At 69.9% G+C, this 26,595-nt stretch carries 22 protein-coding genes and 1 pseudogene; 6 read left to right on the top strand and 17 right to left on the bottom strand.

All coding sequences use genetic code 11. The features are described from left to right. Position 1 precedes the first annotated feature (1 nt). On the bottom strand, positions 2 to 679 hold the full coding sequence (locus ACFMRZ_RS27915) for a response regulator transcription factor (protein ID WP_195100056.1): 678 nt from the start codon (positions 677 to 679) through the stop codon (positions 2 to 4). 25 nt (positions 680 to 704) lie between these two features. Beyond that, positions 705 to 1,238 (bottom strand): PH domain-containing protein, encoded by a 534-nt coding sequence (locus ACFMRZ_RS27910; protein WP_400181351.1) that lies wholly within the window; start codon positions 1,236 to 1,238, stop codon positions 705 to 707. Between the two features lie 199 nt (positions 1,239 to 1,437). Here ACFMRZ_RS27910 and ACFMRZ_RS27905 point away from each other — a divergent pair, with 199 nt between their 5' ends. Then, positions 1,438 to 2,388 carry an acyl-ACP desaturase gene (locus ACFMRZ_RS27905; RefSeq protein WP_280369433.1) on the top strand — a complete coding sequence of 317 codons (951 nt, stop codon included), beginning with the start codon at positions 1,438 to 1,440 and terminating at the stop codon, positions 2,386 to 2,388. A 29-nt stretch (positions 2,389 to 2,417) separates the two neighbouring features. Here ACFMRZ_RS27905 and ACFMRZ_RS27900 read toward each other — a convergent pair whose 3' ends face one another. The 4 genes and pseudogenes from ACFMRZ_RS27900 to ACFMRZ_RS27885 all read right to left on the bottom strand — a co-directional run. Further along, complete coding sequence (locus ACFMRZ_RS27900) at positions 2,418 to 3,218, bottom strand: biotin--[acetyl-CoA-carboxylase] ligase (protein WP_400181350.1); 801 nt, start codon at positions 3,216 to 3,218, stop codon at positions 2,418 to 2,420. Positions 3,219 to 3,287: 69 nt separating this feature from the next. Then, positions 3,288 to 3,479 (bottom strand): hypothetical protein, encoded by a 192-nt coding sequence (locus ACFMRZ_RS27895; protein WP_280274781.1) that lies wholly within the window; start codon positions 3,477 to 3,479, stop codon positions 3,288 to 3,290. A gap of 144 nt (positions 3,480 to 3,623) precedes the next feature. After that, on the bottom strand, positions 3,624 to 3,962 hold the full coding sequence (locus ACFMRZ_RS27890; protein ID WP_400181349.1) for a hypothetical protein: 339 nt from the start codon (positions 3,960 to 3,962) through the stop codon (positions 3,624 to 3,626). Between the two features lie 125 nt (positions 3,963 to 4,087). After that, positions 4,088 to 4,468: pseudogene (locus ACFMRZ_RS27885) on the bottom strand (DUF1707 domain-containing protein); the annotation flags it as partial. Positions 4,469 to 4,585: 117 nt separating this feature from the next. Between ACFMRZ_RS27885 and ACFMRZ_RS27880 the strand changes: the two are divergent. Then, positions 4,586 to 6,367 carry a protein kinase gene (locus ACFMRZ_RS27880; protein WP_400181348.1) on the top strand — a complete coding sequence of 594 codons (1,782 nt, stop codon included), beginning with the start codon at positions 4,586 to 4,588 and terminating at the stop codon, positions 6,365 to 6,367. 148 nt (positions 6,368 to 6,515) lie between these two features. On the opposite strand, the gene ACFMRZ_RS27875 is transcribed toward ACFMRZ_RS27880, so the two are convergent. Together ACFMRZ_RS27875 and ACFMRZ_RS27870 are read right to left on the bottom strand one after the other, a co-directional pair. Beyond that, entirely contained in the window at positions 6,516 to 8,318 is a 1,803-nt protein-coding gene (locus tag ACFMRZ_RS27875; RefSeq protein WP_280271390.1) for an acetyl/propionyl/methylcrotonyl-CoA carboxylase subunit alpha, read from the bottom strand. A 160-nt stretch (positions 8,319 to 8,478) separates the two neighbouring features. Continuing rightward, positions 8,479 to 9,393: a sulfurtransferase gene (locus tag ACFMRZ_RS27870; RefSeq protein ID WP_400181347.1), complete on the bottom strand. Its 915-nt coding sequence runs from the start codon at positions 9,391 to 9,393 to the stop codon at positions 8,479 to 8,481. Positions 9,394 to 9,678: 285 nt separating this feature from the next. On the opposite strand from ACFMRZ_RS27870, the gene ACFMRZ_RS27865 reads away from it, so the two are divergent. Continuing rightward, positions 9,679 to 10,350, top strand: a complete 672-nt coding sequence (locus ACFMRZ_RS27865; RefSeq protein WP_400181346.1) for a helix-turn-helix transcriptional regulator — start codon at positions 9,679 to 9,681, stop codon at positions 10,348 to 10,350. On the opposite strand, the gene ACFMRZ_RS27860 is transcribed toward ACFMRZ_RS27865, so the two are convergent. From ACFMRZ_RS27860 to ACFMRZ_RS27835, 6 genes are all read right to left on the bottom strand, one after another. Continuing rightward, positions 10,282 to 10,923 (bottom strand): Maf family protein, encoded by a 642-nt coding sequence (locus ACFMRZ_RS27860; protein WP_400181345.1) that lies wholly within the window; start codon positions 10,921 to 10,923, stop codon positions 10,282 to 10,284. The two genes, ACFMRZ_RS27865 and ACFMRZ_RS27860, sit on opposite strands and share 69 nt — an antisense overlap. A gap of 1 nt (position 10,924) precedes the next feature. Continuing rightward, positions 10,925 to 11,245: an acyl-CoA carboxylase subunit epsilon gene (locus tag ACFMRZ_RS27855; protein WP_400181344.1), complete on the bottom strand. Its 321-nt coding sequence runs from the start codon at positions 11,243 to 11,245 to the stop codon at positions 10,925 to 10,927. A gap of 211 nt (positions 11,246 to 11,456) precedes the next feature. After that, positions 11,457 to 13,097: an acyl-CoA carboxylase subunit beta gene (locus tag ACFMRZ_RS27850; RefSeq protein ID WP_280271385.1), complete on the bottom strand. Its 1,641-nt coding sequence runs from the start codon at positions 13,095 to 13,097 to the stop codon at positions 11,457 to 11,459. A gap of 152 nt (positions 13,098 to 13,249) precedes the next feature. Next, the gene (locus ACFMRZ_RS27845; RefSeq protein ID WP_400181343.1) at positions 13,250 to 14,443 is read right to left on the bottom strand and encodes a hypothetical protein; all 1,194 of its coding nucleotides are present in this window, start codon (positions 14,441 to 14,443) and stop codon (positions 13,250 to 13,252) included. A gap of 126 nt (positions 14,444 to 14,569) precedes the next feature. Next, the gene (gene lat / locus ACFMRZ_RS27840) at positions 14,570 to 15,865 is read right to left on the bottom strand and encodes an L-lysine 6-transaminase (RefSeq protein WP_400182989.1); all 1,296 of its coding nucleotides are present in this window, start codon (positions 15,863 to 15,865) and stop codon (positions 14,570 to 14,572) included. 106 nt (positions 15,866 to 15,971) lie between these two features. Further along, positions 15,972 to 16,424 (bottom strand): Lrp/AsnC family transcriptional regulator, encoded by a 453-nt coding sequence (locus ACFMRZ_RS27835; protein ID WP_187685059.1) that lies wholly within the window; start codon positions 16,422 to 16,424, stop codon positions 15,972 to 15,974. A 110-nt stretch (positions 16,425 to 16,534) separates the two neighbouring features. Between ACFMRZ_RS27835 and ACFMRZ_RS27830 the strand changes: the two genes are divergently transcribed. Continuing rightward, a complete protein-coding gene (locus ACFMRZ_RS27830) occupies positions 16,535 to 18,064 on the top strand; it encodes an aldehyde dehydrogenase family protein (RefSeq protein ID WP_400181342.1) in 1,530 nt (509 codons plus the stop codon). 8 nt (positions 18,065 to 18,072) lie between these two features. Here the strand turns inward: ACFMRZ_RS27830 and ACFMRZ_RS27825 are convergent, their stop codons facing one another. Then, positions 18,073 to 18,915, bottom strand: coding sequence for an SDR family oxidoreductase (locus ACFMRZ_RS27825; protein WP_400181341.1), 843 nt, complete (start codon positions 18,913 to 18,915; stop codon positions 18,073 to 18,075). A gap of 17 nt (positions 18,916 to 18,932) precedes the next feature. Then, entirely contained in the window at positions 18,933 to 19,880 is a 948-nt protein-coding gene (locus ACFMRZ_RS27820) for a patatin-like phospholipase family protein (RefSeq protein ID WP_400181340.1), read from the bottom strand. Positions 19,881 to 19,947: 67 nt separating this feature from the next. Between ACFMRZ_RS27820 and ACFMRZ_RS27815 the strand changes: the two genes are divergently transcribed. Beyond that, positions 19,948 to 20,553: a TetR/AcrR family transcriptional regulator gene (locus tag ACFMRZ_RS27815; protein ID WP_400181339.1), complete on the top strand. Its 606-nt coding sequence runs from the start codon at positions 19,948 to 19,950 to the stop codon at positions 20,551 to 20,553. On the opposite strand, the gene ACFMRZ_RS27810 is transcribed toward ACFMRZ_RS27815, so the two are convergent. Beyond that, a complete protein-coding gene (locus ACFMRZ_RS27810) occupies positions 20,543 to 21,088 on the bottom strand; it encodes a histidine phosphatase family protein (protein ID WP_400181338.1) in 546 nt (181 codons plus the stop codon). The genes ACFMRZ_RS27815 and ACFMRZ_RS27810 overlap by 11 nt on opposite strands. Before the next feature lie 87 nt (positions 21,089 to 21,175). Between ACFMRZ_RS27810 and ACFMRZ_RS27805 the strand changes: the two genes are divergently transcribed. Further along, positions 21,176 to 26,533, top strand: coding sequence for a DEAD/DEAH box helicase (locus ACFMRZ_RS27805; RefSeq protein WP_400181337.1), 5,358 nt, complete (start codon positions 21,176 to 21,178; stop codon positions 26,531 to 26,533). Positions 26,534 to 26,595 lie beyond the last annotated feature (62 nt).

Genomic DNA, 26,595 nt, shown 5'->3' with positions numbered 1-26,595 from the left:
CTCAGTCGGTGTTGAACCGGAAGCCGACGCCGCGCACGGTCACGATCCGGCGCTCGGCCACCGGCCCCTCGTCCCCGATCTTGCGACGCAGCCAGGACATATGCATATCGAGCGTCTTGGAGCCGCGCAGATCGGCGTCGCCCCACACCTCCCGCAGGATCGTTTCGCGCGGGACGACCTGACCGGCCTTGTCTATGAGTACCTTCAGCAGTTCGTACTCCTTGTTGGCCAGGTTCACCTCGTGCCCGTTCACCAGCACCCGGCGCGCCTGCGGCTCCAGCCGGATACCGCCCACCTCCACCGCCTCGTCGCCGATTCCGCTCCGCCGCAACAGGGCCCGCACCCGGGCCAGCAACTCCGCCAAGCGAAACGGTTTGCCCACGTAATCGTCCGCGCCGGCGTCCAGGCCGACCACGAAGTCGACCTCGTCGGTGCGCGCCGTGAGCATCAGCACCGCCAGATCGGCCCCGCGCGCTCGCACCTGGCGGCACACCTCCAGACCGTCCATGCCGGGCAGGCCGAGATCCAGGATCAGCAGGTCGTGCCCGCCCTCCAAGGCGCGTTGCAGCACCGCGGGACCGAAACTCTCCACGGTCACCGAGTAGCCCTCGCGCCCCAGCGCCCGGGAGAGCGGGGCCGCGATGGCCTCGTCGTCTTCGGCCAGCAGTACAGCGGTCACGCTCCAAGATTACGCAGCCGCGGCGCTAACGTCGGCCGGACCGGCCGTGGTCGTAGGGCGGGCTGTGCGGATTGTCGAAGACCTCGTGGTACAGCAGCGCGTGCACCTTCTGTACCTGCGGGATGTCGTCGTACTCCAGCGGATCGCCGGAGGCCGCGTCGATGATCAGGGTGCCGGTGCCGAGCATGCGATCGGAAAGCCCGTGCCGGAACTGGATATTGGCGATCCGATTCATCGGGATGTCGATACCGGTATGGGTGAGCACGCCCTCGCGGACCAGCACGCGCCGGTCGGTGATGATGAAATGCGTTGACTTCCACCGGAGTACGGGCGCCGCGCAGCGCCACAGCAGCAGCGCCACCCAGATCACCACGACGGCGATGAGCACGGCGCTGCGGACGGTGCCCTCGGTATTGCGGTAGGCGAAGCCCCCGGCGAACCCGGCGACGGCCGTGGCCACGATCAGCGTGATCGCGGGCCAGAACAGCATCTTCCAATGCGGATGACGGTGCAGCAGCAACCGCTCCTCGGGTGCGAGCAGCTCCTCCGGGTAGCCCATAATCGAACCCTACCGCGTGAAGATACGAAATTTCCTGACAGCGAACGCCGTTGTGCTGCACAATTTGCAGCTACCGCGACCGGAGCCACGTGACGCCAGCACGGCGCACGGACGGCACGCGCGGATCTCCATGGCTCTTTCTGCAGCACCGAAGGACGACCCGGCTTTTTCCTGTCCATTTGCGATAGCGGAGGCGTGCGTGACCGAGGAACTGACTCAGCTGGAAATACTGCGAGAGCTCGAGCCGGTGGCCGAGCAGAACCTGAACAGGCATCTGTCGATGGCCAAGGACTGGCACCCGCACGACTACGTGCCCTGGGACCGGGGCCGCAACTTCGCCGCCATGGGCGGAGTGGATTGGGCGCCCGAACAATCCACGCTGAGCGAGGTCGCCAAGGTCGCGATGATCACCAATCTGCTCACCGAGGACAATCTGCCCTCCTACCACCGCGAGATCGCCGAGAACTTCTCCCAGGACGGCGCCTGGGGCACCTGGGTCGGCCGCTGGACCGCCGAGGAGAACCGCCACGGCATCGTGATCCGCGACTACCTGGTGGTCACCCGCGGCGTGGACCCGGTCGCGCTCGAACAGGCCCGGATGATCCACATGACCAACGGCGCCCACTCGCCCGACGACTGGGGCGGCTTCCTGGAGAACGTCGCCTATGTGACGTTCCAGGAGCTGGCCACTCGCGTCTCACACCGCAACACCGGCCGGGTGTGCGACGACCCCATCGCCGACCGCATGCTGCAACGCGTGGCCGCCGACGAGAACCTGCACATGATCTTCTACCGGACGCTCTGCGCCGCGGGCCTGGATCTGGCGCCGGACCAGGCGATCGAGGCGATCGTCAAGGTGCTCACCAACTTCACCATGCCCGGATACGGCATGCCCGACTTCCGCCGCAACGGCGTCATGATGGCCAAGCACGGCATCTACGACCTGCGCCAGCACCACGAGGAGGTGGTGGCGCCCGTGCTGAAGAACTGGAACATCTTCGAGCGCAACGATTTCGGGCCGCGTGGCGAACAAGCCAGGGAGCGTCTCGCCGCCTATCTGGAGAAGCTGGCGCAGGATGTGGTCAAATTCGAGGAGCAGCGCGATCGGCTGCTGGCGCGCGAGCGGGCACGCGAACTGACACCGGTGTAACGGCGTAACCTACTGTGCCGCAGTGACTCTCAGTCCTGCGGCCGCAGGTGGGTGACATCGCCCGCCGAGACCGGCCGGTCGCCGATCAGCAACCGCCCCTGACCGTCCACGTCGGCGGCGGTTCCGGTCAGCACCTCGCCACCGGGCAGCTCCGCGCGCACGGCCATGCCGAGAGTGGCGCAGCGCGTTCGGTATTCGCGCGCCAGGCCGGACGGGTCCCAACCGGCGGCGCGCCACGCGGTGAAATACCCGGCGATTTCGCGCAGCATCGACCGCACCAGCGCGGTGCGGTCGACCTCCGCGGCGCCGGCGAGGACCAGCGACGTGGCGTGCGGGACCGGCAACTCTTCCTCGGTCAGGCTGACGTTGAGGCCGATGCCGAGCACCACTGCCGGGCCGTCCGGTCCCGGCGCGACCTCGGCCAGGATGCCCGCGGCCTTGCGGCCGTCGATCAGAACGTCGTTGGGCCATTTCAGGCTCGCCCGCAGGCCGGTGGTGGCCCGCACCGCGTCCACCGTCGCCACGCCCGCCAGCAGCGGCAGCCAGCCCAGTGCGGACGGGTCGACGCCGCGCGGTCGCAGCAGCACCGACATCGCGATCTGCGCACGCGGCGGGCTCACGAAGACCCGATCGTGGCGGCCGCGGCCGGTGCGCTGCGTCTCCGCGACCAGTACGCGGCCGTCCGCATCCAGGTCGTCGGCCAGCGCGAGCAGGTCGGCGTTGGTGGAACCGGTCGACTCCACCACGTCGATGCGGGAGAACAACGACAACTCCGGGAGTTCGGCGACGCCGCGCCGCAGGAGTTCGGCATCCAAGGGTGGCCTCTGCACTCCCGCAGGCTACTACTGCGGTACGAACACGGCGCCGCACCCGTGCGGATGCGGCGCCGTGGCACGCGTTCAGGCGATGAGGCAATACTCGCCGAGCTGTGCGGATACGGAGATCGCGTCGGCATCGTCGCGATCGTTGTCGTGCTCGGTGTTCTCCCGCCAGGTCTCGGGGTCGACCACGGTCGGCCGCGGTTCGCGAGCCGACCCGGTCCACACCGCGGCGGCGGCTCGTTCGGCGACGGTTCTACTCCACTCCCACATGTTGCGCCTCCCCAACGCTCGACAACGGGGGGTGTTCACCGTAACTCGCGAGATAGGTGTCGCGACAGTGAATATTCGGCGGCGCGGTACCTTGAATTAGCAGAAGCTATTGCTGTGCAACGCTTTTCGCGTCGAATCAGGACCTCAGATCGGTTGCAGGCCCAGCGCACCGGCGACGAAACGGCGCACGGCCTGCTCACCGGATTCCAGTGCACCGTCGTAGCTCTCGCGGGCCCAGCCCGAAATATCCGCGGTGCCATCGGGATTCGGCGTGACGACGATCTCGGCCACCATTTCCGCGGTGGTCGGTTCGCACACCGCCCACGAGTAGTGGGTCTGCTCGGCCCATTCGCGGGCGCGGCGGTCCACGTACTCCGGATCGGTGATGCCGCCGTCGGCGAGGGCGGGGCGGTCGTCGATGCGGTCGTCGGCGCGCAGGGCGCGCAGGTACCAGCCGCCCGCGTTGATCTCGATCGGCTCCATTACCGGCCCCGCCGCCGGTCGCGGTGCTGCTGCCGGAGTTCGCGCGCCTGCTGCTTCAGCTCGCGGCGGTGCTGCTCGATCTCCAGCCGGTGCGCCTCGGCCGCCAGGTGCCGCTCCCCCCGGATCTCGTGACGACGCCGATGGCCGCCGTGCCCGAGCGAACCGATCAAGATGCCCGCGGCCGGGATCATCAGGAACCACAGCCAGCTGCCGGTGGTGAAGAACAGCACCAGCGCCAGGATGACGGTCAGGCCCATCGCGGGACCCTGGATCTGCGGCCGACCGCCCGGCCGGGGGCGCGGTGCGCGGGGCTCGTCGGCCACCGGCTGCGGCAGGTCGGCGAAGACCGGCGCGAGGTCGCCGCGCGTCACCGCCGCGGCGATCACACCGCTGCGTTCGTCGAACTCCGCCACCGAGAGCCGCCCGGCGGCGAAATGCTGGGAAAGCTGCTCCATGGCCTTTTCGCGCTCCGCGGTACCGATGCGGACGTCGGGAGTATCAGCCATGACACGAGATTAGCGCTTCCCACTGTCGCACGGCCCACACTGGTCTCGTGCGGTGACGCCGGTTTAGGGTCGAACCATGTTCCGGCAGCGCGGCACCCGTCTCACCTGGAGGCGCTGATGGCGGCGCGGACGTTCGGCAAGTACCGGCTCGACCGGATGATCGGGCGGGGCTCGGTCGGTGAGGTGTGGCTGGCCCGCGACACGGCCGCCGATCGTTCGGTGGCGCTGAAGATTCTCACCATCACCGCGGCCGAGGACCCCGACTATCGGCGGCGGTTCGAACGCGAGGCGCGCATCGGCGCGAGCCTGAGCAATCCGCACATCGTGCCGATCCACGACTTCGGGGAGCAGGACGGGCGGCTGTTCCTGGACATGGCGCACGTGCCCGGCACCGATCTGGCCCGGCGGCTGCGGCCCGGGCCGATCGGGGCGCCCGAGGCCGTCGATATCGTGTCCCAGATCGCCGAGGCGCTCGACGCGGCGCACGCGGCCGGGCTGATCCACCGCGACGTCAAGCCCGCCAACATCATCGTGCACGCGAGCGGTTTCGCGTACCTCATCGATTTCGGCATCGCGCGGGCGCCGAACCAGACCACCATCACCGCAACGGGTTTCACGGTGGGGACGCTGGCGTACATGGCTCCGGAGCGGTTCACCGGCCAGGGCGACTCCCGCTCGGACATCTATTCGCTGGCCTGTGTGCTGTTCGAATGCCTCACCGCCCAGCGCCCTTTCGGCGACACCGACCCGGTCCAGCAACTACACGCCCACCTGCGCGAGGACCCCCCGCGCCCGTCGGCCGACAACCCCGCGATCCCGCAGGCCCTGGACGCGGTCATCGCCCGCGGCATGGCGAAGAACGCCGAGCACCGCTACCCCACCGCCGGCGACCTCGCCGCCGCCGCCCGCACCGCCATCGGCATGCCCCACCCCGTCCCCCGCACCCCACCCCTCCCCGAACAATCCGAACCCCTCACCCAGGCAACAGGCCAACCCGCATCCCCCTGGGCCTCCTCCCCGAAATCCACCTCCGTTCTCCCCGCGCCCCCATCCGGCACAGACACCCCCGGCCAACCCCTCCGCCCCACCCGAGCACTTCCGGAAACCCCACGCGCACAGGCGAACACCCCCGTCCAATCGCCCGCCTTGCAGTGCGCCGGGCCGGGCCACCCACACCCGCATCCGGAAGATTCCGCAGAGCCACACGGGACAGGCCGACCACTACACCTACCGAACGACCAAGCCGCGCAGGCGCACTCAGCAGGACACTCACCGCATCCCACTCGCGCGATGCCGGAAAGCCCGGTCGATGCCGCCGGGCGGCCACTGCGGCCTACCCGCGTCATGCCGAACGACCCAGCGGCACAGGAAGATTCGCGTAAGCCGGTCGACGCGGCCGGTCAGCCGCTGCGGCCCACTCGCGTCATGCCCGGGCCCGGTGGGGGGCAACCGCCGTGGCGGCCGGGTGGGGCCGGGGGTGGGACGGCTCGGCAGCCGGTGCGGCCGGAGCCGCGACAGCGGTCGGTGGTCAAGATCGCGACCGTGGTGGTGGGTGTGGCCGTGCTCGGGTTCGCTCTCGTCGCGGCCTGTACGGCGGTGCTGACGCAGGGTGGGGGTGGGCAGCCGGGGCGGCAGCCCGCTGTCTCCGCGACCGCGACTGCCGAGCCGCAGGCGAGCACCGTCGCGCCGACGGGTAAGGACTGGCCGCCGCCGGGATACACGCTGCCGTTCCCGACGGGATTCCCGACATCGTTCCAGATCCCGATCCCCACACTGCAATTCCCGACCCAGCAACCGCAGTCCCAGGCGCCGCCCATCCAGCTCCCGGGTTTCCTCGCCCCGGCGGAGCCATCGGACCACCGCAAGCCGAACAAGGAAGACAAGAAAACGGAGCGCTGACCCTTCCGGGTCGCACGTCGGCGGCAACTCGGATCGGGACGACGAGAAGTGGGAACGGCGGGGCACTCCCGCCCACAACAAGGCCCGATCCGACAACAAGGCCCGACCGCTCCGAGGAGCGGCCGGGCCTCGCGAAAATCCTTGCGCCCTACTTGATTTCGGCGAGCACGGTGCCCTGGGTGATGGCGGCGCCGGCCGCGATCGACAGCCCGGTGACCACACCGGACTTGTGCGCGTTGACCGGGTTCTCCATCTTCATGGCCTCGAGCACCACGATCAGGTCACCGGCCTCGACCGACTGACCCTCCTCGACGGCGACCTTCACCACGGTGCCCTGCATCGGCGCGGTGACCGCGTCACCGGACGCCGCACCGCCACCCGCGCCGCCACGCTTGCGCGCCTTGGGCTTCTTGCGGATGACCCCCGCGCCGTTGCCCGCCGCGACGGGCACGCCCGCGCCGACGGAGAACTGGCCCGGCAGCGACACTTCCAGCCGCCGGCCGCCGACCTCCACGACCACCTTCTGGCGCGCGGCTTCCTCGTCGTCCTCGATCGGCTGTCCACCGGTGTAGGGCGGAATCGGGTTGTCCCAATCGGTTTCGATCCACTTCGTGTACACGTCGAACTTCGTGCCGTCGCCGATGAACGCCGGGTTGGACACGATGTGCTGATGGAACGGCAGCACCGTGGCCAGGCCCTCGATCTCGTACTCGGCCAGCGCGCGGCGCGCCCGCTCCAGCGCCTGGGTGCGGTTCTCGCCGACCACGATCAGCTTGGCCAGCATGGAATCGAACTGGCCGCCGATCACGCTGCCCGCCACGACACCGGAGTCCACGCGCACGCCCGGGCCGGTCGGCTCCTTGTAGACGGTGACCGGGCCCGGTGCGGGCAGGAAGTTGCGTCCGGCGTCCTCGCCGTTGATGCGGAACTCGATCGCGTGCCCGCGCGGGGTCGGGTCCTCGGTGATGGTCAGCTCCTCGCCGTTGGCGATGCGGAACTGCCAGCGCACCAGGTCGAGTCCGGAGGTCTCCTCGGTGACCGGGTGCTCGACCTGCAGGCGCGTGTTGACCTCGAGGAACGACACCGTCTCGCCCTGCACCAGGTACTCCACCGTGCCGGCGCCGTAGTAGCCGGCCTCCTTGCAGATCCGCTTGGCGGACTCGTGGATCTTCGAACGCACCTCGTCGGACAGGAACGGCGCGGGCGCCTCCTCGACCAGCTTCTGGAACCGGCGCTGCAGCGAGCAGTCGCGGGTGCCGGCCACGATCACATTGCCGTGCTGGTCCGCGAGCACCTGCGCCTCGACATGGCGGGCCTTGTCCAGGTACTGCTCCACGAAGCACTCGCCCCGGCCGAACGCCGCGGTCGCCTCACGGGTCGCGGACTCGAACAGCTCGGGGATCTCCTCGATGGTCTGCGCGACCTTCATGCCGCGACCGCCGCCACCGAACGCGGCCTTGATCGCCACCGGCACGCCGTAGGTCTTCGCGAACTCCACCACCTCGGCGGCGTCCTTGACCGGGTCCTTGGTGCCCGCGGCCATCGGCGCCTGCGCGCGCTCGGCGATGTGGCGGGCGGTGACCTTGTCACCCAGGTCCCGGATCGACTGCGGGGACGGGCCGATCCAGATCAGCCCCGCGTCCAGCACGGCCTGCGCGAAATCGGCGTTCTCCGACAGGAACCCGTAACCCGGGTGGATGGCGTCGGCGCCCGACTTGCGGGCGGCGTCGAGCACCTTGTCGAACACCAGGTACGACTCCGCCGACGTTTGGCCCCCGAGCGCGAACGCCTCATCGGCGAGCTTCACGAACGGCGCGTCCGCGTCCGGTTCGGCGTACACCGCGACGCTGGCGATACCGGCGTCCTTGGCGGCCCGGATCACACGCACCGCGATCTCGCCCCGATTGGCAATCAGGACCTTGGTGATCTGCGCGCTGGCATGGCTGGGCACTGAGCCTCCTGTGCTTTGGACAAACTATCGTCTGGGCCGAGTGTAGGCAGTCTGCCAACAGACGCTGAACCGGGATAGGGGCTACTGAACGGTAAGCCCTGGGAAGTGATGTGGACAACAGTGTGTCCTCATTGCGCCCGACTCGCTGTGGAGGCCCTGTTCAGGGAACTGTCACAACGGGGCGGCCGATATCCGGGATTTCCCCGGGTTCATGCCCTTTGACGATCGGCGTGCGGACCGCATTACTCCATTCGGTCCACGAGCCGTCATAATTGCGCACATTCTCCCGGCCCAGCAGATAAGTGAGTACGAACCAGGTGTGCGCGGAATGTTCACCGATACGGCAGTAGACGATTGTTTCGGGCGCCTCGGAGGCCGCGGCGTAGATCCGGTCCAGTTCCGCCCGCGAGCGGAAGCGCCCGTCGCCGCCCAGCGCGGCGGTCCACGGAATGTTCACCGCGGTGGGGATGTGCCCGGCGCGCAACGACTGTTCCTCCGGCCGGTCGGTGATGCGCGCCAGTTCGCCGCGGTACTCGGCCGCCGGGCGCACGTCGATCAGCGACTGCCCCAGCCGCGCGCGCACCTCGTCGAGGAAGATCCGCGCGCTCCGGTCGTCCCGCTCCACCACCGGATACTCACCCAGACCGACGTCGGGAACCTCGAAGGTGGTGTCGCGCTCCTCGGAGATCCAGGCGTCCCGGCCGCCGTCGAGCAGGCGCACGTCGGGGTGCCCGAACAGGTCGAGGACCCACAGCGTCGCGGCCGCCGTGCCGTTGGATTTGTCGCCGTAGACCACCACCGTGTCGTCGCGCTCGATACCCTTCGCACGCATCAATTCCGCGAAACGGGCGCCATCGACCACATCTCGGGCCCTCGGGTCGGTAAGCTCAGCCCGCCAGTCGATCTTGATGGCGCCGGGTACGTGCCCGATGTCGTACAGCAGAACGTCCTCGTTGGACTCCACGATCTTGAGCCCCGGCGCGCCTATGTTTGCCGACAGCCACTCCGTGGTTACTAGTCGGTGAGAGTGTGCGTGGGAGCCGAAGGATGGATGAGAGTCCGGGGCGACGGGCACGGTGTCTGGTCCTTCACGCGTGGGTAGGCGGGTGGTAGCAGGTTCCACCCCGATCGTAGGTGCGAAGCGTTACAGCAGCCGGTTTCACATCACGAATCGGGTGAAGCGCGATTAAGTCGCAGCCTCATCCGATAAAGTCTCCCGGGAGGAGGGGTGAGCTATGTCTGATTCTTGGCCACGACGGCGCCTGCTCGCGATCCTACGTGGCGCCAGCGAGCCTCTCGATGCCCAAGGCTCGCACGAGTCACCGGGCAACACGTCACCACCGTCCGATTCCATCTCGATGTGCTGACGCGAGAATCGCTGGTGCGGCAGTTCCAGCAGCCGCCGCGCGGTCGCGGCCGTCCGCGCATCGGTTACACCGCGGTGCAGCGATCCGTCGGCTATCAGGATCTCGCCCAGGTGCTGGCCGACCAGCTCGGCAGCGATCCGCGACGGCGCTCGGATGCCGCCGTCGCCGCCGGGCGAGCCTGGGGCGCCAAACTGGAGGCCGGCGACCAGCCGATCGCCTCGCTCGCCGACGCCCGGGACGTCACCGTCACCACGGCCTCGGAACTGGGCTTCGCACCCGAACGCGACCCGGCCACCGAGACCGACGAGCAGGTGCTGATCCGCCTCACCGCGTGCCCGCTGCGCGATCTGGCCCGCACCCACTCCGAAGTGGTGTGCGGCGTCCATCTGGGGCTGATGCGCGAGGTGCTCGACCGCAACGGCGGCCGGGACACGGTCAACGTGCGGCTGCATCCGTTCGTGGAACCGGAGATGTGTGTCGCCCGGCTGGAAGCGCTCGCGAGCACGCTGGTGCCGGATCCCGCCGAGCTGCCGGACCTGCCGGCGAACGGCGAACCACGACTGGCCGCACCCGCGGGCAGCCGGGTCGGTCCGCAGCTACGAACCGACCCACAGCTGCGCAACGCCGACACCCACGCCGGCAAGCAGTCGACGCAGCAGCGGTAGCCCGATCCCGATCACGCTCGACGGGTCGCCCTCGATGCGGTCGACGAACCAGCCGCCCCGGCCATCGAGGGTGAAGGCGCCCGCCACCTGCAACGGCTCGCCGGTGGCGAGGTAGGCGTCCAGCTCCTCGGGTTCGGGCTTGGCGAAATGCACCGTGGTGCGGCTGCAGTCGGCGACCTCGGCGACCGTGCGCGCGTCCCGCAGGCGCAGCACGCAGTGGCCGGTCAGCAGGTCGGCGCCGCGGCCGGCCATCGCGGCCCAGCGCTCCCGCGCCACCTCCGGGGTGAGCGGCTTGCCCTGCAGCACACCGTCGACGAGCAGCATCGAATCACAGCCCACCACCACGCAATCCGCGATGACCTCGGCGCGCTCCGCGACCAACGCCGCGGCCGCGGCTTCGGCCTTGGCGCGCGCGAGCGCGGTCACCACGCCTGCCGGGTCGGTGCCCGGCGGCAGTGCCGCCGCCACCGCGTCCTCGTCCACCTCCGAGACGCGCACCAGCGGGCGCAGGCCGGCGGACCGCAGGACCTCCAGCCGGGCGGGCGAGGCGGAGCCGAGTACGAACTCCGTCACGTCAGTCGCGCAGGTGCGACAGTTGGGGGAAGGCGTACGGGGAGAACGGCGACGTGCCGCGGTGCATCAGCGTCGGCCGACCCCACGCGTCGGCCGGGCCGCTGGGACCGGGAGCCGCGGCGGAATTGGCGGCGGCCGCCAGCACGCACACCAAGGCGGCGATCTCGTCGTCGGTGGGCGAGCCCTTCAGGATCCGGATGACGGGTCCCGCGTTCGATTCGGTATCGCCGTCGGCTACCACCGGCTCCATCGCGACGAATTCGTCGACCGACAGATCCAGCTCGGCCGCCCGCAGTACCTCTTCATCAGCTACAGCCGTCACAGCGCCAGCTCCTCCTGTCCATGTGCCGGGCCCTGCCGGACCCGGCGTTCGCGGTAACCAGGAGCATTCCCGGCGCCCGCGAACGGTATTCGTTGCGGCTCTCGTCTGCGAGGGCCCTACTTACCATCTTTGCTCGGCTGAGGCAGTTGCGCGCGGCCTGCTGTTGTTTCTCACAACCGAGTGTGCTCCCGATACCGCGCATATCGTCGGATCACAGCGGAATGTTGCCGTGCTTCTTCGGCGGCAGGGTCACCATCTTGCGCTCCAGCAGCCGCAGCGCCGAAACGATCTGGCCGCGGGTCTGCGAGGGCGGGATGACCGCGTCGACATAGCCGCGCTCGGCGGCCACGTACGGGTTCACCAGGGTGTCCTCGTACTCGTTCTGCAGCTCGAGCCGCAGCGCGTCGACGTCGGCGCCCTCGGCGGCGGCCTGGGCCAGCTGCTTGCGGTAGACGAACCCGACCGCACCGGAGGCGCCCATGACGGCGATCTGCGCGGTCGGCCACGCGAGGTTGACGTCGGCGCCCATGTGCTTGGAGCCCATCACGTCGTAGGCGCCGCCGTAGGCCTTGCGGGTGATGACCGTGATCTTCCCCACAGTGGCCTCGCCGTAGGCGTACAGCAGCTTGGCCCCGCGGCGGATGATGCCGTTGTACTCCTGGCCGGTGCCCGGCAGGAAGCCCGGCACGTCGACCAGGGTGACGATCGGGATGTTGAACGCGTCGCACGTGCGCACGAACCGCGCGGCCTTCTCCGAGGCGTCGATATCCAGGCAGCCGGCGAACTGGGTGGGCTGGTTGGCCACGAAACCCACACTGCGCCCGTCGATCCGACCGAATCCGACGATCACGTTCATCGCGCGCTCGGCCTGCACCTCGAAGAACTCGTCGTCGTCGACCAGCCGCCGGATGACCTCGTGCATGTCGTAGGGCTGGTTGGGCGAGTCCGGGATCAGCGTGTCGAGTTCGAGGTCCTCCTCGGTCAGCGACTCCTCGATCGAGCCCTCGATCGGGTCGGTCGCCGGGAACCGCGGCGCCTCGGCGCGGTTGTTGCTCGGCAGGTAGCTCAGCAGGTCCTTGACCCAGTCCAGGGCGTCCTGCTCGCCGGAGGCGACGTAGTGCGCGGTACCGGACTTCACCATGTGGGTGTGGGCGCCGCCCAGCTCCTCCATGGTGACCTCCTCACCGGTGACGGTCTTGATGACGTCCGGTCCGGTGATGAACATCTGGCTGGTCTGATCGACCATGACGACGAAGTCGGTCAGCGCCGGGGAGTACACGTGCCCGCCCGCCGCCGCGCCCATGATCAGCGAGATCTGCGGGATGACACCCGAGGCCTGGATATTGCGGTGGAAGATCTCGCCGTACAGGCCGAGCGAGACCACGCCCTCCTGGATCCGGGCGCCGGCGCCGTCGTTGATCCCGATCAGCGGGCGGCCCGTCTTCAGCGCCAGATCCATGACCTTGACGATCTTCTCGCCGTACACCTCGCCGAGGCTGCCGCCGAAGACCGTCGAGTCCTGGCTGAAGATGCACACGTCGCGGCCGTCGATGGTGCCGTAACCGGTCACCACGCCGTCACCGAGCGGACGGTTGTTCTCCAGCCCGAAATTCACGCTGCGATGCCGCGCGAGCGCGTCCATCTCCACGAACGAGCCCTCGTCCAGCAGCGCCAGAATGCGCTCACGCGCGGTCAGCTTGCCCTTGGCGTGGACCTTGTCGACCGCGGCCTCACCCATCGGGTGCTTCGCCTCTTCCAGCCGATTGCGCAGATCAGCCAGCTTCCCAGCGGTGGTGTGGATATCGGGGGCCCCCGCCGAACCCGGCGTAGGCTGCTGCTGGACACTCGTCATGCCCCGGAGTGTAACGAGTGCCAGGCTCGGTGGAAATCCGAGTAGGGGCTACCGACGAGTACCGCTATTGGCTGGCCGCCAGCGGAAAACCGCAGGTGAGAAGCGGTTTGAGGCTCGCGAAAAACCGCGGAAATCCCCGCCCTGAAAACCTTTCAGCGCATGACTCCCGTATGCCCGGTGCAATAGCGTCCCGGTTGCGGCCAGATGGTCAGCCCGTGCGGTCCGTGCCCGACGGGTATGCGCGCCAACAGCTTCCAGTCCACGATGTCGATGGCGTACACCTCGTCGTGGTAGCGGCCCGCCACCCAGAAGACCCGGCCGTCGGCGGAGAGATTGCCCATGTCCGGACTGCCGCCGCCGGGCAGCTCCCACTTGCGCACCAGCCGCCGCGCCGCGAAGTCCCACACCGACAGGCTGCCCTCGCCGCGATTGGTGATGATCAGCTGCCGCGAGTCCCGGGTGACGTACAGGCCGTGCGCGCCTCTACCGGTGGGCAGGTGCCCGGTGACGTCGAAGGATTTCGCGTCCACGGTGTACACGCCGTCGGCCATCATGTCCGCGACGAAGAAGGTCGACCCGTCCGGAGACAGCTTGACGTCCTGCGGCATGCCGTGCGGCCCGCCCGGCAGCTCCACCATCCGCACCAGCCGCAGCGCGCCGATGTCGAGCACCGCCATGCGACCGGCGAATTCGCAACTGGCCAGGGCGAATCGGCCGTCGGCGGTGAAGTCCAGGTGGTCGACACCGGCGCAGTCGGGCACCGGCACCGAGCCGACCTGCCGCCACGTGTGCGGGTCGTAGAGATCCAGCGACCGGTCCGCCTCGGCGACGACCACGGCGTAGCGGCCGTCCGGGGTGAAGTACATGTTGTACGGGTCGCGCACCGGGAGCGGGTCCCCGGACTTGCCGGTGCGTGGATCGATCGGCATCAGGCTGCCGCCGCCGATCGGCAGATCGTTGGTCGCGTACAGGGTCTGCATGTCGTAGGACGGCACGACGTGCTGTGGCTCCACGCCCCGCGAGGAGTAGGTGTCGACGACCTGGAAGGTGGCCGGGTCGATCACGGTCACGGTGTTCGACTTGCTGTTGGGAACGTAGACGCGGGGCAAATGATCGGCCACCGACGGGGCGAGTTCGCGGGCGCCGGCGTACACATCGGTGCCCGACATCGGTGGCGGCATCCCCGGCAGCAGATTCATCGCCGCCGGGGAAGGCTCGCCCGAGACGGTGGCAACCGTGGACAAGATGGCACCGGTCGGCGCTTTCTCCCCCGAGACGCCCGGTGAGCAACCGGCCAGTACGACGGCCGTGACCAAGACTGCGAGACGAACGTGCCGGGCGCTCACGCGCCGCACCGTGCCGAGAAGTCGAACCGGCGAATCGACATGGACGAATACTAGAGGGCCACAGCGTCTTTCGCAGCAACATTTCAGCGATGTCGCGCGACGAACCTGCCGCACGCCGCGCAGGGGTCAGCCGAGCACCCGGTCCAATGCATCCACCGCCTCGTCCAACTCCGCTTCCGTCACCGTCAGCGGCGGCCGGAACCGGAGGCCACGCTCCCCCGTGCCGAGGATCAAGACGTGCTCACGCTCGCGCAGTTCGGTGACGACCGCGTCGCGCCGGTGCGCCGACGGCAGGGTGATCGCGCACAGCAGTCCGCGACCGCGCGGTTCGGTGACGGCCGGATGCCGTTCGGCCAGCCCGACCAGCCGGTCCAGCAGATGCGCGCCGAGGCGACCGGCCCGCGCGGCCAGTTCCTCGCGCTCGATCACCTCGAGGACGCGGCGAGCCCGCACCATGTCCGTGAGATTCCCGCCCCAGGTGGAGTTCAGCCGGGAACTCACCGCGAAGACATTGTCGGGCACCTCGTCGACGCGGCCGCCCGCCATCACCCCGCACACCTGGGTCTTCTTACCGAAGGCGACCACGTCCGGGCGCAGCCCCAATTGCCGGTAGGCCCACATGCTTCCGGTCGCGGCCACGCCGGTCTGCACCTCGTCGAGCACGAACAGCGCGTCGTTCTCCCGGCACAGCGCCTGCATCGCGCGCAGGAACTCCGGGCGCAGATGGCGATCGCCGCCCTCGCCCTGGATCGGTTCGGCGATGAAACAGGCTATGTCGTGCGGGTTTTCGGCGAACGCTGCGCGCGCCTGCGCCAGCGCGCGAGCCTCCGCCGCCTCGATGTCGATATCCCCGGCCAGATACGGGGTGTCGATGCGCGGCCAGCCGAAGGACGGAAAGCGCGCGGTCTTCACCGGATCGGTGTTCGTCAGCGACAGCGTGTATCCCGTGCGCCCGTGGAAGGCGCCGGTCAGGTGCAGCACCTTGGTGCCCAGTTCGGCTGGGCGGCCGTGCATTTCGTTGTGCCGGCTCTTCCAGTCGAAGGCCACCTTGAGCGCGTTCTCCACCGCGAGGCCGCCACCGTCGATGAAGAACAGGTGCGGCAGTGCGGGATCGCCGAGCACCCGCGCGAAAGTGTCTACGAAGCGCGCCATCTCGACGGTGTAGATGTCGGAGTTGCTCGGCTTGTTCAGCGCGGCCGTGGTGAGTTCGTCGCGAAAGGAGGCGTCGTCGGCCAGCGCCGGATGGTTCATGCCCAGCGCCGAAGACGCGAAGAAGCCGAACATATCCAGATAGGCGGTGCCGTCACGGGCGTCGACCAGGCGCCGGCCACGCGAGGCGCGCAGATCCAGCACCAGCTCGAAACCGTCGGCGAGGATGTTCGCGGACAGGATCTCGTGTACCCGGGAGGGGGTGACCAGCATGTCGTCGGCAACCGCCCCTGGGCGCTCCAGTTCTAGGGTCACACTGGCAGATTACGCAAATTTTTACGCTTTTGCTACAGCACTCCGTAAAGATTACGATCGAGACTCATCTGTCATAGAATGTCTGCAGGATGATGGTGCTTCGAGTCCGAACGTTGGCCGTAGCGCGAATCTCCTGCAGCAACTGCTCCAGGTGCCGGGGCGAGGCCACCCGCACCAGCAGCACATAGCTCTCCTCGCCGGCCACCGAGTGGCACTCCTCGATGCCCGGGATGTGCTGCAGCAGTGCGGGAGCGTCGTCGGGCTGCGAGGGGTCGAGAGGAGTGATGGCGACGAATGCCGACAACAGCTGGCCCAGCGCCTCGGGATCCACCTTGGCCGTGTAACCGCGGATCACCCCGCGCGCCTCGAGCCGACGCACCCGGGACTGCACCGCCGACACCGAAAGATTCGCCTTCTCCGCCAGATTGGAGAGCGTGGCTCGGCCGTCGGCCATCAATTCCCGAATGAGCAGTCGATCGATGTCGTCCAGAGCAGGTTTCGCCGGTGCATCCGCCATCAGCGAAGGCTAACCCAGCACACCGGACTCGTGGCAGGAACCGAGCCCGCGACGGCCGCCGGACGGGGCCCGCGACGCCGCGAAAGCCACCCTCGGACAGGGAGTAACCCATGACCTCAGCACCGACCGCAATCGACACCGGCCACCTGCGTGACCGCGCCGAACGCCACCTGCGCGACCTCGGCGCCGCCCTGCCCGAACCCGGCGCGCTGTCGGCGCGCACGCCCATCACCGGGGGCGAGCTGGCGAGCCTGCGCCCGAGCACGGCCGCGGCGGTGGACGAGGCAATCGACAAGGCCGCCAATGCCTTCCGGTCGTGGCGCACCGTCCCCGCGCCGCAGCGGGCCGCGGTGGTCCGCCGCCTCGGGCAGTTGCTCACCGAGCATCTCGGCGCACTGGCCGAGCTGGTCACGCTGGAGGCGGGCAAGATCGGCGCCGAGGCCCGCGGCGAGGTCCAGGAGATGATCGACATCTGCGAGTTCGCGGTGGGGCTGTCCCGCCAGCTGTACGGGCGCACGATGCCCTCGGAGCGGCCCGGTCACCGGTTGATGGAGACCTGGCATCCGCTGGGGGTCGTGGGGGTGGTGTCGGCGTTCAATTTTCCGGTCGCGGTCTGGTCGTGGAATACCGCGGTCGCGCTGGTGTGCGGGGACACGGTGGTCTGGAAGCCCTCGGAGACAACGCCGTTGACCGCGCTGGCCTGCCACGCCCTGCTGCGGCGGGCGGCGGCGGAGGTCGGCGCCGATCCGGAGATCCACCAGCTGATCCAGGGCGGCGTGGCGGTGGGTGAGCGGCTGGTCGACGACGAGCGGGTCGCGCTGGTGAGTGCGACCGGGTCGGTGCGGATGGGCCGCGCGGTCGGTCCGCGGGTGGCGGCCCGGTTCGGTCGCTGCCTGCTGGAGCTGGGCGGCAACAACGCGGCCGTCGTCACGCCCTCGGCCGACCTGGAATTGGCCACGCGCGGTGTCGTTTTCGCCGCGGCGGGCACGGCCGGGCAGCGCTGCACCACGCTGCGGCGGCTCATCGTCCACGCCGATGTGGCCGACTCGCTGGTGGGCCGGATCGAGCAGGCGTATCACCAGCTGCGCGTGGGCAATCCGCTGGAGGACGACGTGCTGGTGGGGCCGCTGATCGACGGGCGGGCCTACGCGGCGATGCAGGAGGCCGTCGCCCGCGCCGTGGCCGATGGCGGCGAACTGGTCTGCGGCGCAGAGCGTCTCATGGTGTCCGGAGAGGACTCGTACTACGTGCGTCCGGCGATCGTGCGCATGCCCGCCCAGACGGAGGTGGTTCGCGAGGAGACCTTCGCGCCCATCCTGTACGTGCTGACCTACCAGGAGTTCGACGCCGCGATCGCACTGCACAACGGTGTGCCGCAAGGACTCTCGTCGGCGATTTTCACCGGCGACCAGCGCGAGGCCGAGCGGTTCCTGGCCGCCGACGGCTCCGACTGCGGCATCGCCAACGTCAATATCGGCACCTCCGGGGCGGAGATCGGCGGCGCTTTCGGCGGCGAGAAGCACACCGGCGGCGGCCGCGAATCCGGTTCGGACGCCTGGAAGGCCTACATGCGCCGCGCCACCAACACCGTCAACTACTCCGCCGAACTCCCACTGGCCCAAGGCATTCGCTTCGGTTAGGCACCCGATCAGTCCTCGGCGATGGCGCGGATCTGGTCCTCGTAGGCGGCGCGGGTCCGGCGGTCGGACGGGTGCAGGGCTCGGTCGCCGTCGAAGAGGCGGCGGACCAGGCGCACAGCCGGTTCGGGGGCGGCGGCCAGGGCGAGGTCGACGGGGTTGAGGTAGCCGGGGACGGCCACCTCCGCGCGGCGGGTCCGGCAGGTCTTCAGGATCGCGGCCGCGACGTCCCCCGGGTCGACGGTCGGCAGGCCGTGGCCGAGCGCCAGCCCGGACGACAGGCGGGTGCGCACCGCCGAGGGCAGCACGCAGCTCACGCTCACGCCGTGCTCGGCGAACTCCAGCCGGGTCGCCGCCGACAGGCCGACGGCGGCGAACTTGCTGGCGTTGTACACGGCCAGCCCGGGGAGGGGAATCTTCCCGGCCAGTGAGGCCACGTTGACGACGTGTCCGCGCCCCTGCTCGATCATTCCCGGCACCACCGCCCGCATGCCGTGGATCAGGCCCCACACATTGACGTCGATCGTGGTGTGGCCCACGGCATCCGGCTCGGCCAGGAACGCTCCGGCGGGCATCACACCGGCATTGTTGACCAGCACGTCGACGCCGCCGAGGTCGGCGACCACCTTGTCCCATCCCGCGCGGTCCCGCACGTCGAGTTCGCAGGCTCGCCCGCCGAACGCCGCCGCGGCCGCCTGCGCCGCGGCCACATCGACATCCGCGACGGTGACCTGGGAACCCTTGTCCGCGAACAACTCCGCGGTCGCCTGCCCGATCCCGCGCCCGCCGCCGGTGATGAGCACGCGGGCCCCGCGCAGGTCGATGCCCGGATAGTCCGCCCCGAAAACGCTCATCGTGCTTCCCTTCTCGCTCAGACGAATTCGCCCTGCTCGACGGCGCGGCGGGTGCTGCCCAGGCTGTGCGCGAAGGTGTCCCGGCGGCGACGGCCGTCCATGAAATTCGGTCCCATCACCGCCAGGTCGGCGGCGGTGGCGTCCACCCGCAGCACCCTCGTGCCGGCCGCGCGGACCGCCGCGATCTCCGCATCGAGCTTGGCGCTCATGCGGTTTCGCAGTTGCCGTTCGAGGTAGTGCCCCGGACCCACCGCCGGAATACGGCCGGTCGACGCCATCGGCGCCAGCACCACCAGCTCGTCCAGCTCATACGGGACCAGCAGGTCCACCGAAGCGGTGGACGCCGCACCGCCATCGATGTAGCGGCGCCCGTCGATTCGCACCGGCGGGAACCAGCCCGGCACCGCCCACGAGGCCCGCAGCGCCGCGCCGAGGGGGGCCACCGGAGCGCCCGGCGCACCGAAGGGCACTCGTTCACCGGTCGCGTAATCCATGGCGACCAGCCAGGTCGCCGGATGCGCGACCCACGACCGTCCCGGGTTCAGATCCGTCGCCAACCGTTCGAGCCACCCCGCGTCGCCGCCACCGACCGGCAGCAAGCCGCTGCCCACGGTCAGCAGCCGCTGCTGGGAACGGTTGCCGTGCAAGGCCATTCGCGGCGCGCCCACCGACGGCCGGGGCAGTGGCGGAAACCGTCCCGGCCCGCTGCGCAGATGTCGCGCCAAGACCGGATGGGCGGTGCTGCCGTCCTGCATGGCGACCAACTCGTCGACACCCACGCCGCTGCCCAGCATGGTCACCAGTTCCGCGCCCGCCGAGGTGCCCACCAGCACGTCCGCGGTGCGCGGGTCCCAGTCCAGCGCGTCGCGGACCGCCGCCAGCGCCGCGACGATCCACGCCGCCCCCAACGTGCCCCCGCACCCGATCGCCAGGCCGCGCCGCCGGGGGCGGTTGCCGTTACTCATAGTTTCGAACATATCAGAATGTAAATACCGTAGGTATCCCAAAGCCATCGGTACCTAGAATCGCGATATGGCCAGACTGACCCGCTCCGAGAGCCAGGCCCGCACCCGCGCCGACCTGCTCGCCACCGCGCGCGAGTTGTTCCTCGCCGAGGGCTACGCGCGCACCAGCCTGGAGCGAGTCGCCGACGAAGCGGGATATTCCAAGGGCGCGGTCTACTCCAATTTCCGCACCAAGTCTCAGCTCTGCCTCGACGTGCTCGCCGACATCCACGAGCGGAAGTTCACCGAGATCAGCGCGCTGCTCGCGGACGAGGGCGAGCTGGATGAGCGGCTGGCGCGGTTTCAGGATTGGGCCGAGCACACCCTGGGCGATGTCGGCTGGACCATGCTGGAATTCGAATTCGCCATCGTCGCCCGCGAGGACCCGGAACTGCAGACGGCGCTGGTGTCGAATCTGGCGCTGGTGCGCGGCATGGTCGCCGCTCAGTTGGAGACGCTGGCCGACGCCTTCGGCGTGCGGCTGCCGATGCCCGCTTCCGACGCCGCCACGACCGTGCTGAGCATGGGTCTCGGGCTGGGCATCCAGCGTGCGATCGATCCGTCGCTGCCGGCCCGGCTGATCACCGACGCGGTGCGCACGCTGGTGCGGGCCGGGCCGCCCGTCACGCCGTGAGGTGCAGCGTCCAGTCGCCGCGATAATGCAGCCTGGTCACGCTGACCGGCGGAATATCGATGCGCCAGAACGACTTCGGCGGGGCATCCAGCACGACGAGCAGGGCGGCGCGGATCACCGCCGGATGGGTCACGGCGATGGTCGGGTCGCCCTCGTTCGCGACGGCGGTCAGCCACTCCCGGACCCGCTCGATCACATCGACGACGGCCTCGCCGCCGTGGCCGCGGAATTCCGGGTCGGTCAGCCAGGCGTACAGCTCGTCCGGCGGCACCGACGTCAGCTCGTCGCCGCGCCACGCGCCCGCGTCCAGATCGCGTAGCCGATCGTCCTCCTCGCCGACCAGGCCCAGCAGCGCCGCGGTTTCGGCGGCGCGGCGTTCGGGCGCGGTGCGGACCCGCGCGGCGCGGAGCAGGTCGCGGGCGGCGACGGCGCGGCGACCGGCCTCGGTCAGCGGTTCGTTCTCCGGGAATCGGGCCTTGCGCATCGCCTCGGTCATGCCGTGGCTGACCAGATCGACCCGGAGCACCTTCTGCACGGAGGGAAGCGTACGGCGCGTCCGCGGGACCGTGCCCCCGATCCGGCGATCGCTTCACCTGTCGGTGCCCGGGTGCACACTGGGCCCATGGATCAGTTCTCCCGCCCCACCCAGGAGTGGTTCGGCGGCGCCTTCCCGGCGCCGACGGCCGCTCAGCTGGGCGCGTGGCAGGCCATCTCGGCCGGGGAACACACGCTGGTCGTCGCGCCGACCGGCTCGGGCAAGACGCTGTCGGCGTTCCTGTGGGCGATCGATAGGCTCGCCACGCGCGAGCCGTCGGACCCGCCGCGCAAGACGTCGGTGCTGTACATCTCGCCGCTGAAGGCGCTGGCCGTCGATGTCGAGCGCAACCTGCGAGCACCGCTGGTGGGCGTCACGCAGACCGCGAAACGGCTCGGCCTGCCCGCTCCGGAGATCAGCGTCGGCGTGCGCTCGGGCGACACCACGGCCGCGGCCCGGCGCTCCCTGCAGCGCACCCCGCCCGACATTCTGATCACCACGCCCGAATCGCTGTTCCTCATGCTCACCTCGGCGGCCCGCGAGACGCTGAGCGAGGTCCACACCGTGATCGTCGACGAGGTACACGCCATCGCGGGCTCCAAACGCGGCGCGCACCTGGCCCTGTCGCTGGCCCGGCTGGATCTGCTCACCGAGCGGCCCGCCCAGCGCATCGGGCTCTCGGCGACGGTCCGGCCGCCCGCGGAGGTGGGCCGGTTCCTGGTGGGTTCGGCGCCGATCACCATCGTGTCGCCCCCGGCGCCGAAGACGTTCGACCTGTCGGTACGGGTGCCCGTGGCCGATATGAGGGAGCCGGACCAGACGGGCGAGTCGGACAGTCCGGGCTCGATCTGGCCGCATGTCGATTCGGCGATCGTGGATCTCGTGCTGGCGCACCGTTCCTCGATCGTGTTCGCGAACTCGCGGCGGCTGTCCGAGCGGCTCACGGCCCGGCTGAACGAGGCGTACGCCGAACGGCTCGGCGAGCCCGTCGAGTCGGAGCACGCGCCGCCCGCCCAGCTGGGCCCGTCCACCGAGGTGACGCACGGCGGTTCGGCGCTGCTGGCGCGCGCCCACCACGGATCGGTGAGCAAGGAGCAGCGCGCGCTGATCGAGGACGATCTGAAGAGTGGCCGGCTGCGATGCGTGGTCGCCACCAGCAGCCTGGAACTCGGAATCGATATGGGCGCGGTGGATCTGGTGGTCCAGGTCGAGGCGCCGCCGTCGGTGGCGAGCGGGCTGCAGCGAGTGGGGCGGGCCGGGCATCAGGTCGGCGAGGTGTCGCGCGGGGTGATCTTCCCGAAGCACCGCACCGATGTCGTGCACTGCGCGGTGGCGTCGATGCGGATGTCGGCGGGGCAGATCGAGGAACTGCGGATGCCCACCCACCCGCTGGACATCCTGGCCCAGCAGACGGTCGCCGCGTGCGCGCTGGAGCCGATCGACGCCGATACCTGGTTCGAAACCGTCCGCGCCACCGGCAGTTACGCGACGCTGCCGCGGTCGGCCTACGAGTCGGTGCTGGACCTGCTGTCGGGCCGCTACCCCTCCGACGAGTTCGCCGAGCTGCGCCCGCGCGTGGTGTGGGATCGCGATGCCGGTACGGTCACCGGCCGCCCGGGAGCACAACGGCTCGCGGTGACTTCCGGCGGCGCGATCCCCGACCGCGGCCTGTTCCCGGTGTTCATGGTCGGCGAACGCGCCTCGCGCGTCGGCGAACTCGACGAGGAGATGGTCTACGAATCCCGCGTCGGCGACATCTTCGCCTTGGGCGCGACGAGCTGGCGCATCGAGGAGATCACCCACGACCGCGTCCTGGTCACTCCGGCCTTCGGCCTACCCGGTCGACTACCGTTCTGGCACGGCGATTCCCTGGGCCGCCCCGCCGAATTGGGCGCCGCCCTGGGCGAATTCATCCGCAAGGCGAGCCAGGCAGTGGAACGCGCCCCCGCCACCCAGCTGAATGCCCTACTCCGAACGGCCCGTCAGCAGCCCGCCGATCTCGATGCCGAACCCTCGGCCCAGCCGCTCGCCACCGAGGTCGGCGTGCACCACGAGCCGCCCGAGAAAGTTGTGGAACCCGGCGGCGCTGCCGAGTCGGAGCTTCCTGATCTTCCGGAGCACTCCGACACTGCGCGCACCGGCCGCGCGGCGGGGAAAGCACGGTCTGCCGGTGCGTCCAAGCCCACGAACCCGAAACGTCGCGCCGGCGGGTCCGGTCGCACGCGAGGCCCGGCCGCTGCCGAGCTGAATGACCTCGAGCAGGTAGTCCACGCGGCTGGGCTGGATGAGTTCGCGACGGCGAATCTGGTGTCGCTGCTGGAGGATCAGCGGCAGGCCACCGGCCACCTTCCGACCGACCGCACGTTGCTGGTGGAGCGCTTCCGGGACGAACTCGGCGACTGGCGTCTGATCCTGCACTCGCCGTACGGGCTGCCCGTACACGCGCCGTGGGCGCTGGCCATCGGCTCGCGGCTGCGCGAACGGTTCGGGGTAGACGCCGCGCCCACGGCCTCCGACGACGGCATCGTGGTCCGGCTGCCCGACACCACCGACGACCCGCCGGGCGCCGAGCTGTTCGTCTTCGAGCCGGACGAGATCGATGAACTGGTCACCGAGCAGGTCGGTGCCTCGGCGCTGTTCGCGTCCCGCTTCCGGGAGTGCGCGGCCCGCGCACTGCTGCTGCCGCGCCGCGACCCCGGCCGCCGCGCCCCGCTGTGGCAGCAGCGGCAGCGCTCCGCCCAATTGCTCGATGTAGCACGCAAGTTCCCCGATTTCCCGATCCTGCTGGAGACGGCGCGCGAATGCCTGCAGGACGTCTACGATCTGGCGGCGCTGCGGGAGCTGCTGGTGGGCGTGGCCCGGCGCAAGCTGCGGCTGGTGGAGGTGGAGACCGCCGCGCCGTCACCGTTCGCCAACGCGCTGCTGTTCGACTACATCGGCCAGTTCATGTACGAGGGCGACAGCCCGCTGGCGGAGCGCCGCGCGGCCGCGCTGTCGCTGGATTCCGCCCTGCTGGCCGAGTTGCTCGGCCGGGTCGAACTGCGCGAGCTGCTGGACGCGGCGGTGCTCGAGCAGACCGAGCGGGAATTGCAGCGCCTGACGCCCGAGCGGCAGGCTCGCGACGCCGAGGGCCTCGCCGATCTGCTGCGTCTGCTCGGCCCGCTCACGGCCGAGGAGGCCGCGCAGCGGTGCCTCGACGATCCGCGGCCATGGTTCGAGGAACTGGCGAAAAACCGTCGCGCACTGGAGGTCTCGTTCGCCGGTGCGAGCTGGTGGGCGGCCGTGGAGGACGCGTCCCGCCTGCGCGACGCACTGGGCGTACCGCTGCCGATCGGGACGCCCGCCGCCTTCATCGAACCCGTCGCCGATCCGCTGGGCGATCTGGTCGGCCGCTACGCCCGCACGCACGGCCCCTTCACCCTGGACGCGGTGGCCCGCCGCTTCGGCATCGGCACCGCGGTCGCCGCCACCGCACTGCATCGGCTCGCCACCGAGAAGCGCGTGGTGGAAGGCGAATTCACGCCGGGATCGGCGGGCGCGGAATGGTGTGACAGCCAAGTGCTGCGGAGACTGCGGCGGCGGTCGCTGGCCGCGGCACGCAAGGATGTGGAGCCGGTCGCGACGGCGGCGTTCGCCCGATTCCTGCCCGCCTGGCAACATGTCGGCACCGGCGAGCTGCGCGGCGTGGACGGCGTCGCCACGGTGGTGGAACAGCTTGCGGGAGTACCCATTCCGGCATCGGCCTGGGAATCGCTGATCCTCCCGTCCCGCGTCCGCGACTACTCCCCCGCCATGCTGGACGAACTGCTCGCCACCGGCGAGGTCATCTGGTCCGGCCACGGCTCGATCACCGCCAAGGACGGCTGGATCGCCCTCCACCCAGCCGACCAAGCAAACCTCACCCTCCCACCACCCGACGACATCGACCTCACCGAAACCCAGATCCAACTACTCCTCGCCCTCGGCGCAACGGTCATCCCGCAACCCCCCGCACCACAGCGCGAGACATCGCCCCACACGAAGTCCCCTAGCAACGGCACCCGCCCGGCTCCAAGCCCATCTCGCGGTAGAAACCATCCAGCACCCGGCACAACCACCCCAGAACATGGCGACAACGCCAAGTCGCCTACCTCCCCGAACGACTCAGTCGCCCCCTCGCCACCCACCTCCCCAAGCAACTCGCCCAACCCCACCCCCACCTCCCCAGGCAGCTCGGCCAATCCGCCACCAACCTCCCCAGGCAGCTCGGCGGACCCATCTGCACCCACCTTTCCAGGCGACTCGGCCGACCTATACGCACCCACCTCCCCTGGCAGTACGGCCGACCCGGCACCCTCTCCAGACGGCTCGCCCAACCCGCCACTCACCTTCCCTGGCAGTACGGCCGACTCACCGACCCCCACCTCGCCAGGTGGCCCGCAGCGCGCCTCGCGGAACAGCACCCCCGCCGCGCCTGCCGCGAATGCCACTGGGACACCGGCACTTTCGGCTGCATCGTCGTCCGGACGCGTCCAGGTGGTGCCCGGCATGGGTGGCGCGTACTTTTTCCGGCAGCTGTCCGACGCCACTGGGCTGCTCGACGACGCCGCGGTGGTGGCGGCGCTGTGGGAGTTGGTGTGGGCCGGGTACGTCGCGGGCGACACCTTCACGCCGGTGCGGGCGATGCTGTCGGGGACCACGCGCAGTACCACTGCCCATCGCACGCCGCGTCGTACCCCGCGGGGTCGGGTCTATCTGCCGCGGGCGAATATGCCGACGCGCACGGGGCCGCCGAGTGCGGCGGGGCGCTGGTCGCTGCTCCCGGAACGCGCCTCGGACAATACGATTCGCGCTCACGCCACCGCCGATGTACTACTCGAGCGATACGGCGTGCTCACCCGGGGGTCGGTGCAGGGCGAGGGCGTTCCGGGCGGCTTCGCCCTGATGTACCGCGTGCTCACCGAATTCGAGGACCGCGGCCGCTGCCGTCGCGGCTACTTCGTGGATTCGCTGGGCGGAGCGCAGTTCTCCACCACCGATGTGGTCGATCGGCTCCGATCGTTCGACACCGAGCGCCCGCAGCGCACCGAGGGCACCGCACTGGCGCTGGCGGCCTGCGACCCGGCCAATCCCTACGGCGCGGCACTACCGTGGCCCAAGGGCCCGGAGGGCGGGGGCCATCGTCCGGGCCGCAAGGCCGGTGCCCTCGTGGTGCTCGCCGACGGCGAACTCGCCCTGTATCTGGAACGCGGCGGCAAGACCCTGCTCACCTTTTCCGAGGACCCGCGGATCCGTGCGCAGTCGGCCGCCGCCCTCGCCGCGCTCGTCCACGACCGCCGGGTCGACTCACTCGTGATCGACCGTGTCGACGGAGAATCCGTACACGGAAACACCTTCGCCACCTTTCTCACGGAAGCCGGATTCGCCGCCACGCCCCGTGGGTTCCGATTGCGCGGCAAGCCGTGAGCGAGCCGCTCCGCCACCGGCCGCCAGGCGCGCCGTCCGGGAAATGTTGGCCCACAGCGGCT

Origin of the sequence: Nocardia sp. N2S4-5 (assembly GCF_044628355.1) — a bacterium.
GTDB lineage: Bacteria > Actinomycetota > Actinomycetes > Mycobacteriales > Mycobacteriaceae > Nocardia > Nocardia wallacei_B.
Note: the sequence above shows the minus strand (reverse complement) of the source record. Positions and strands in the feature narration are given on the sequence as shown.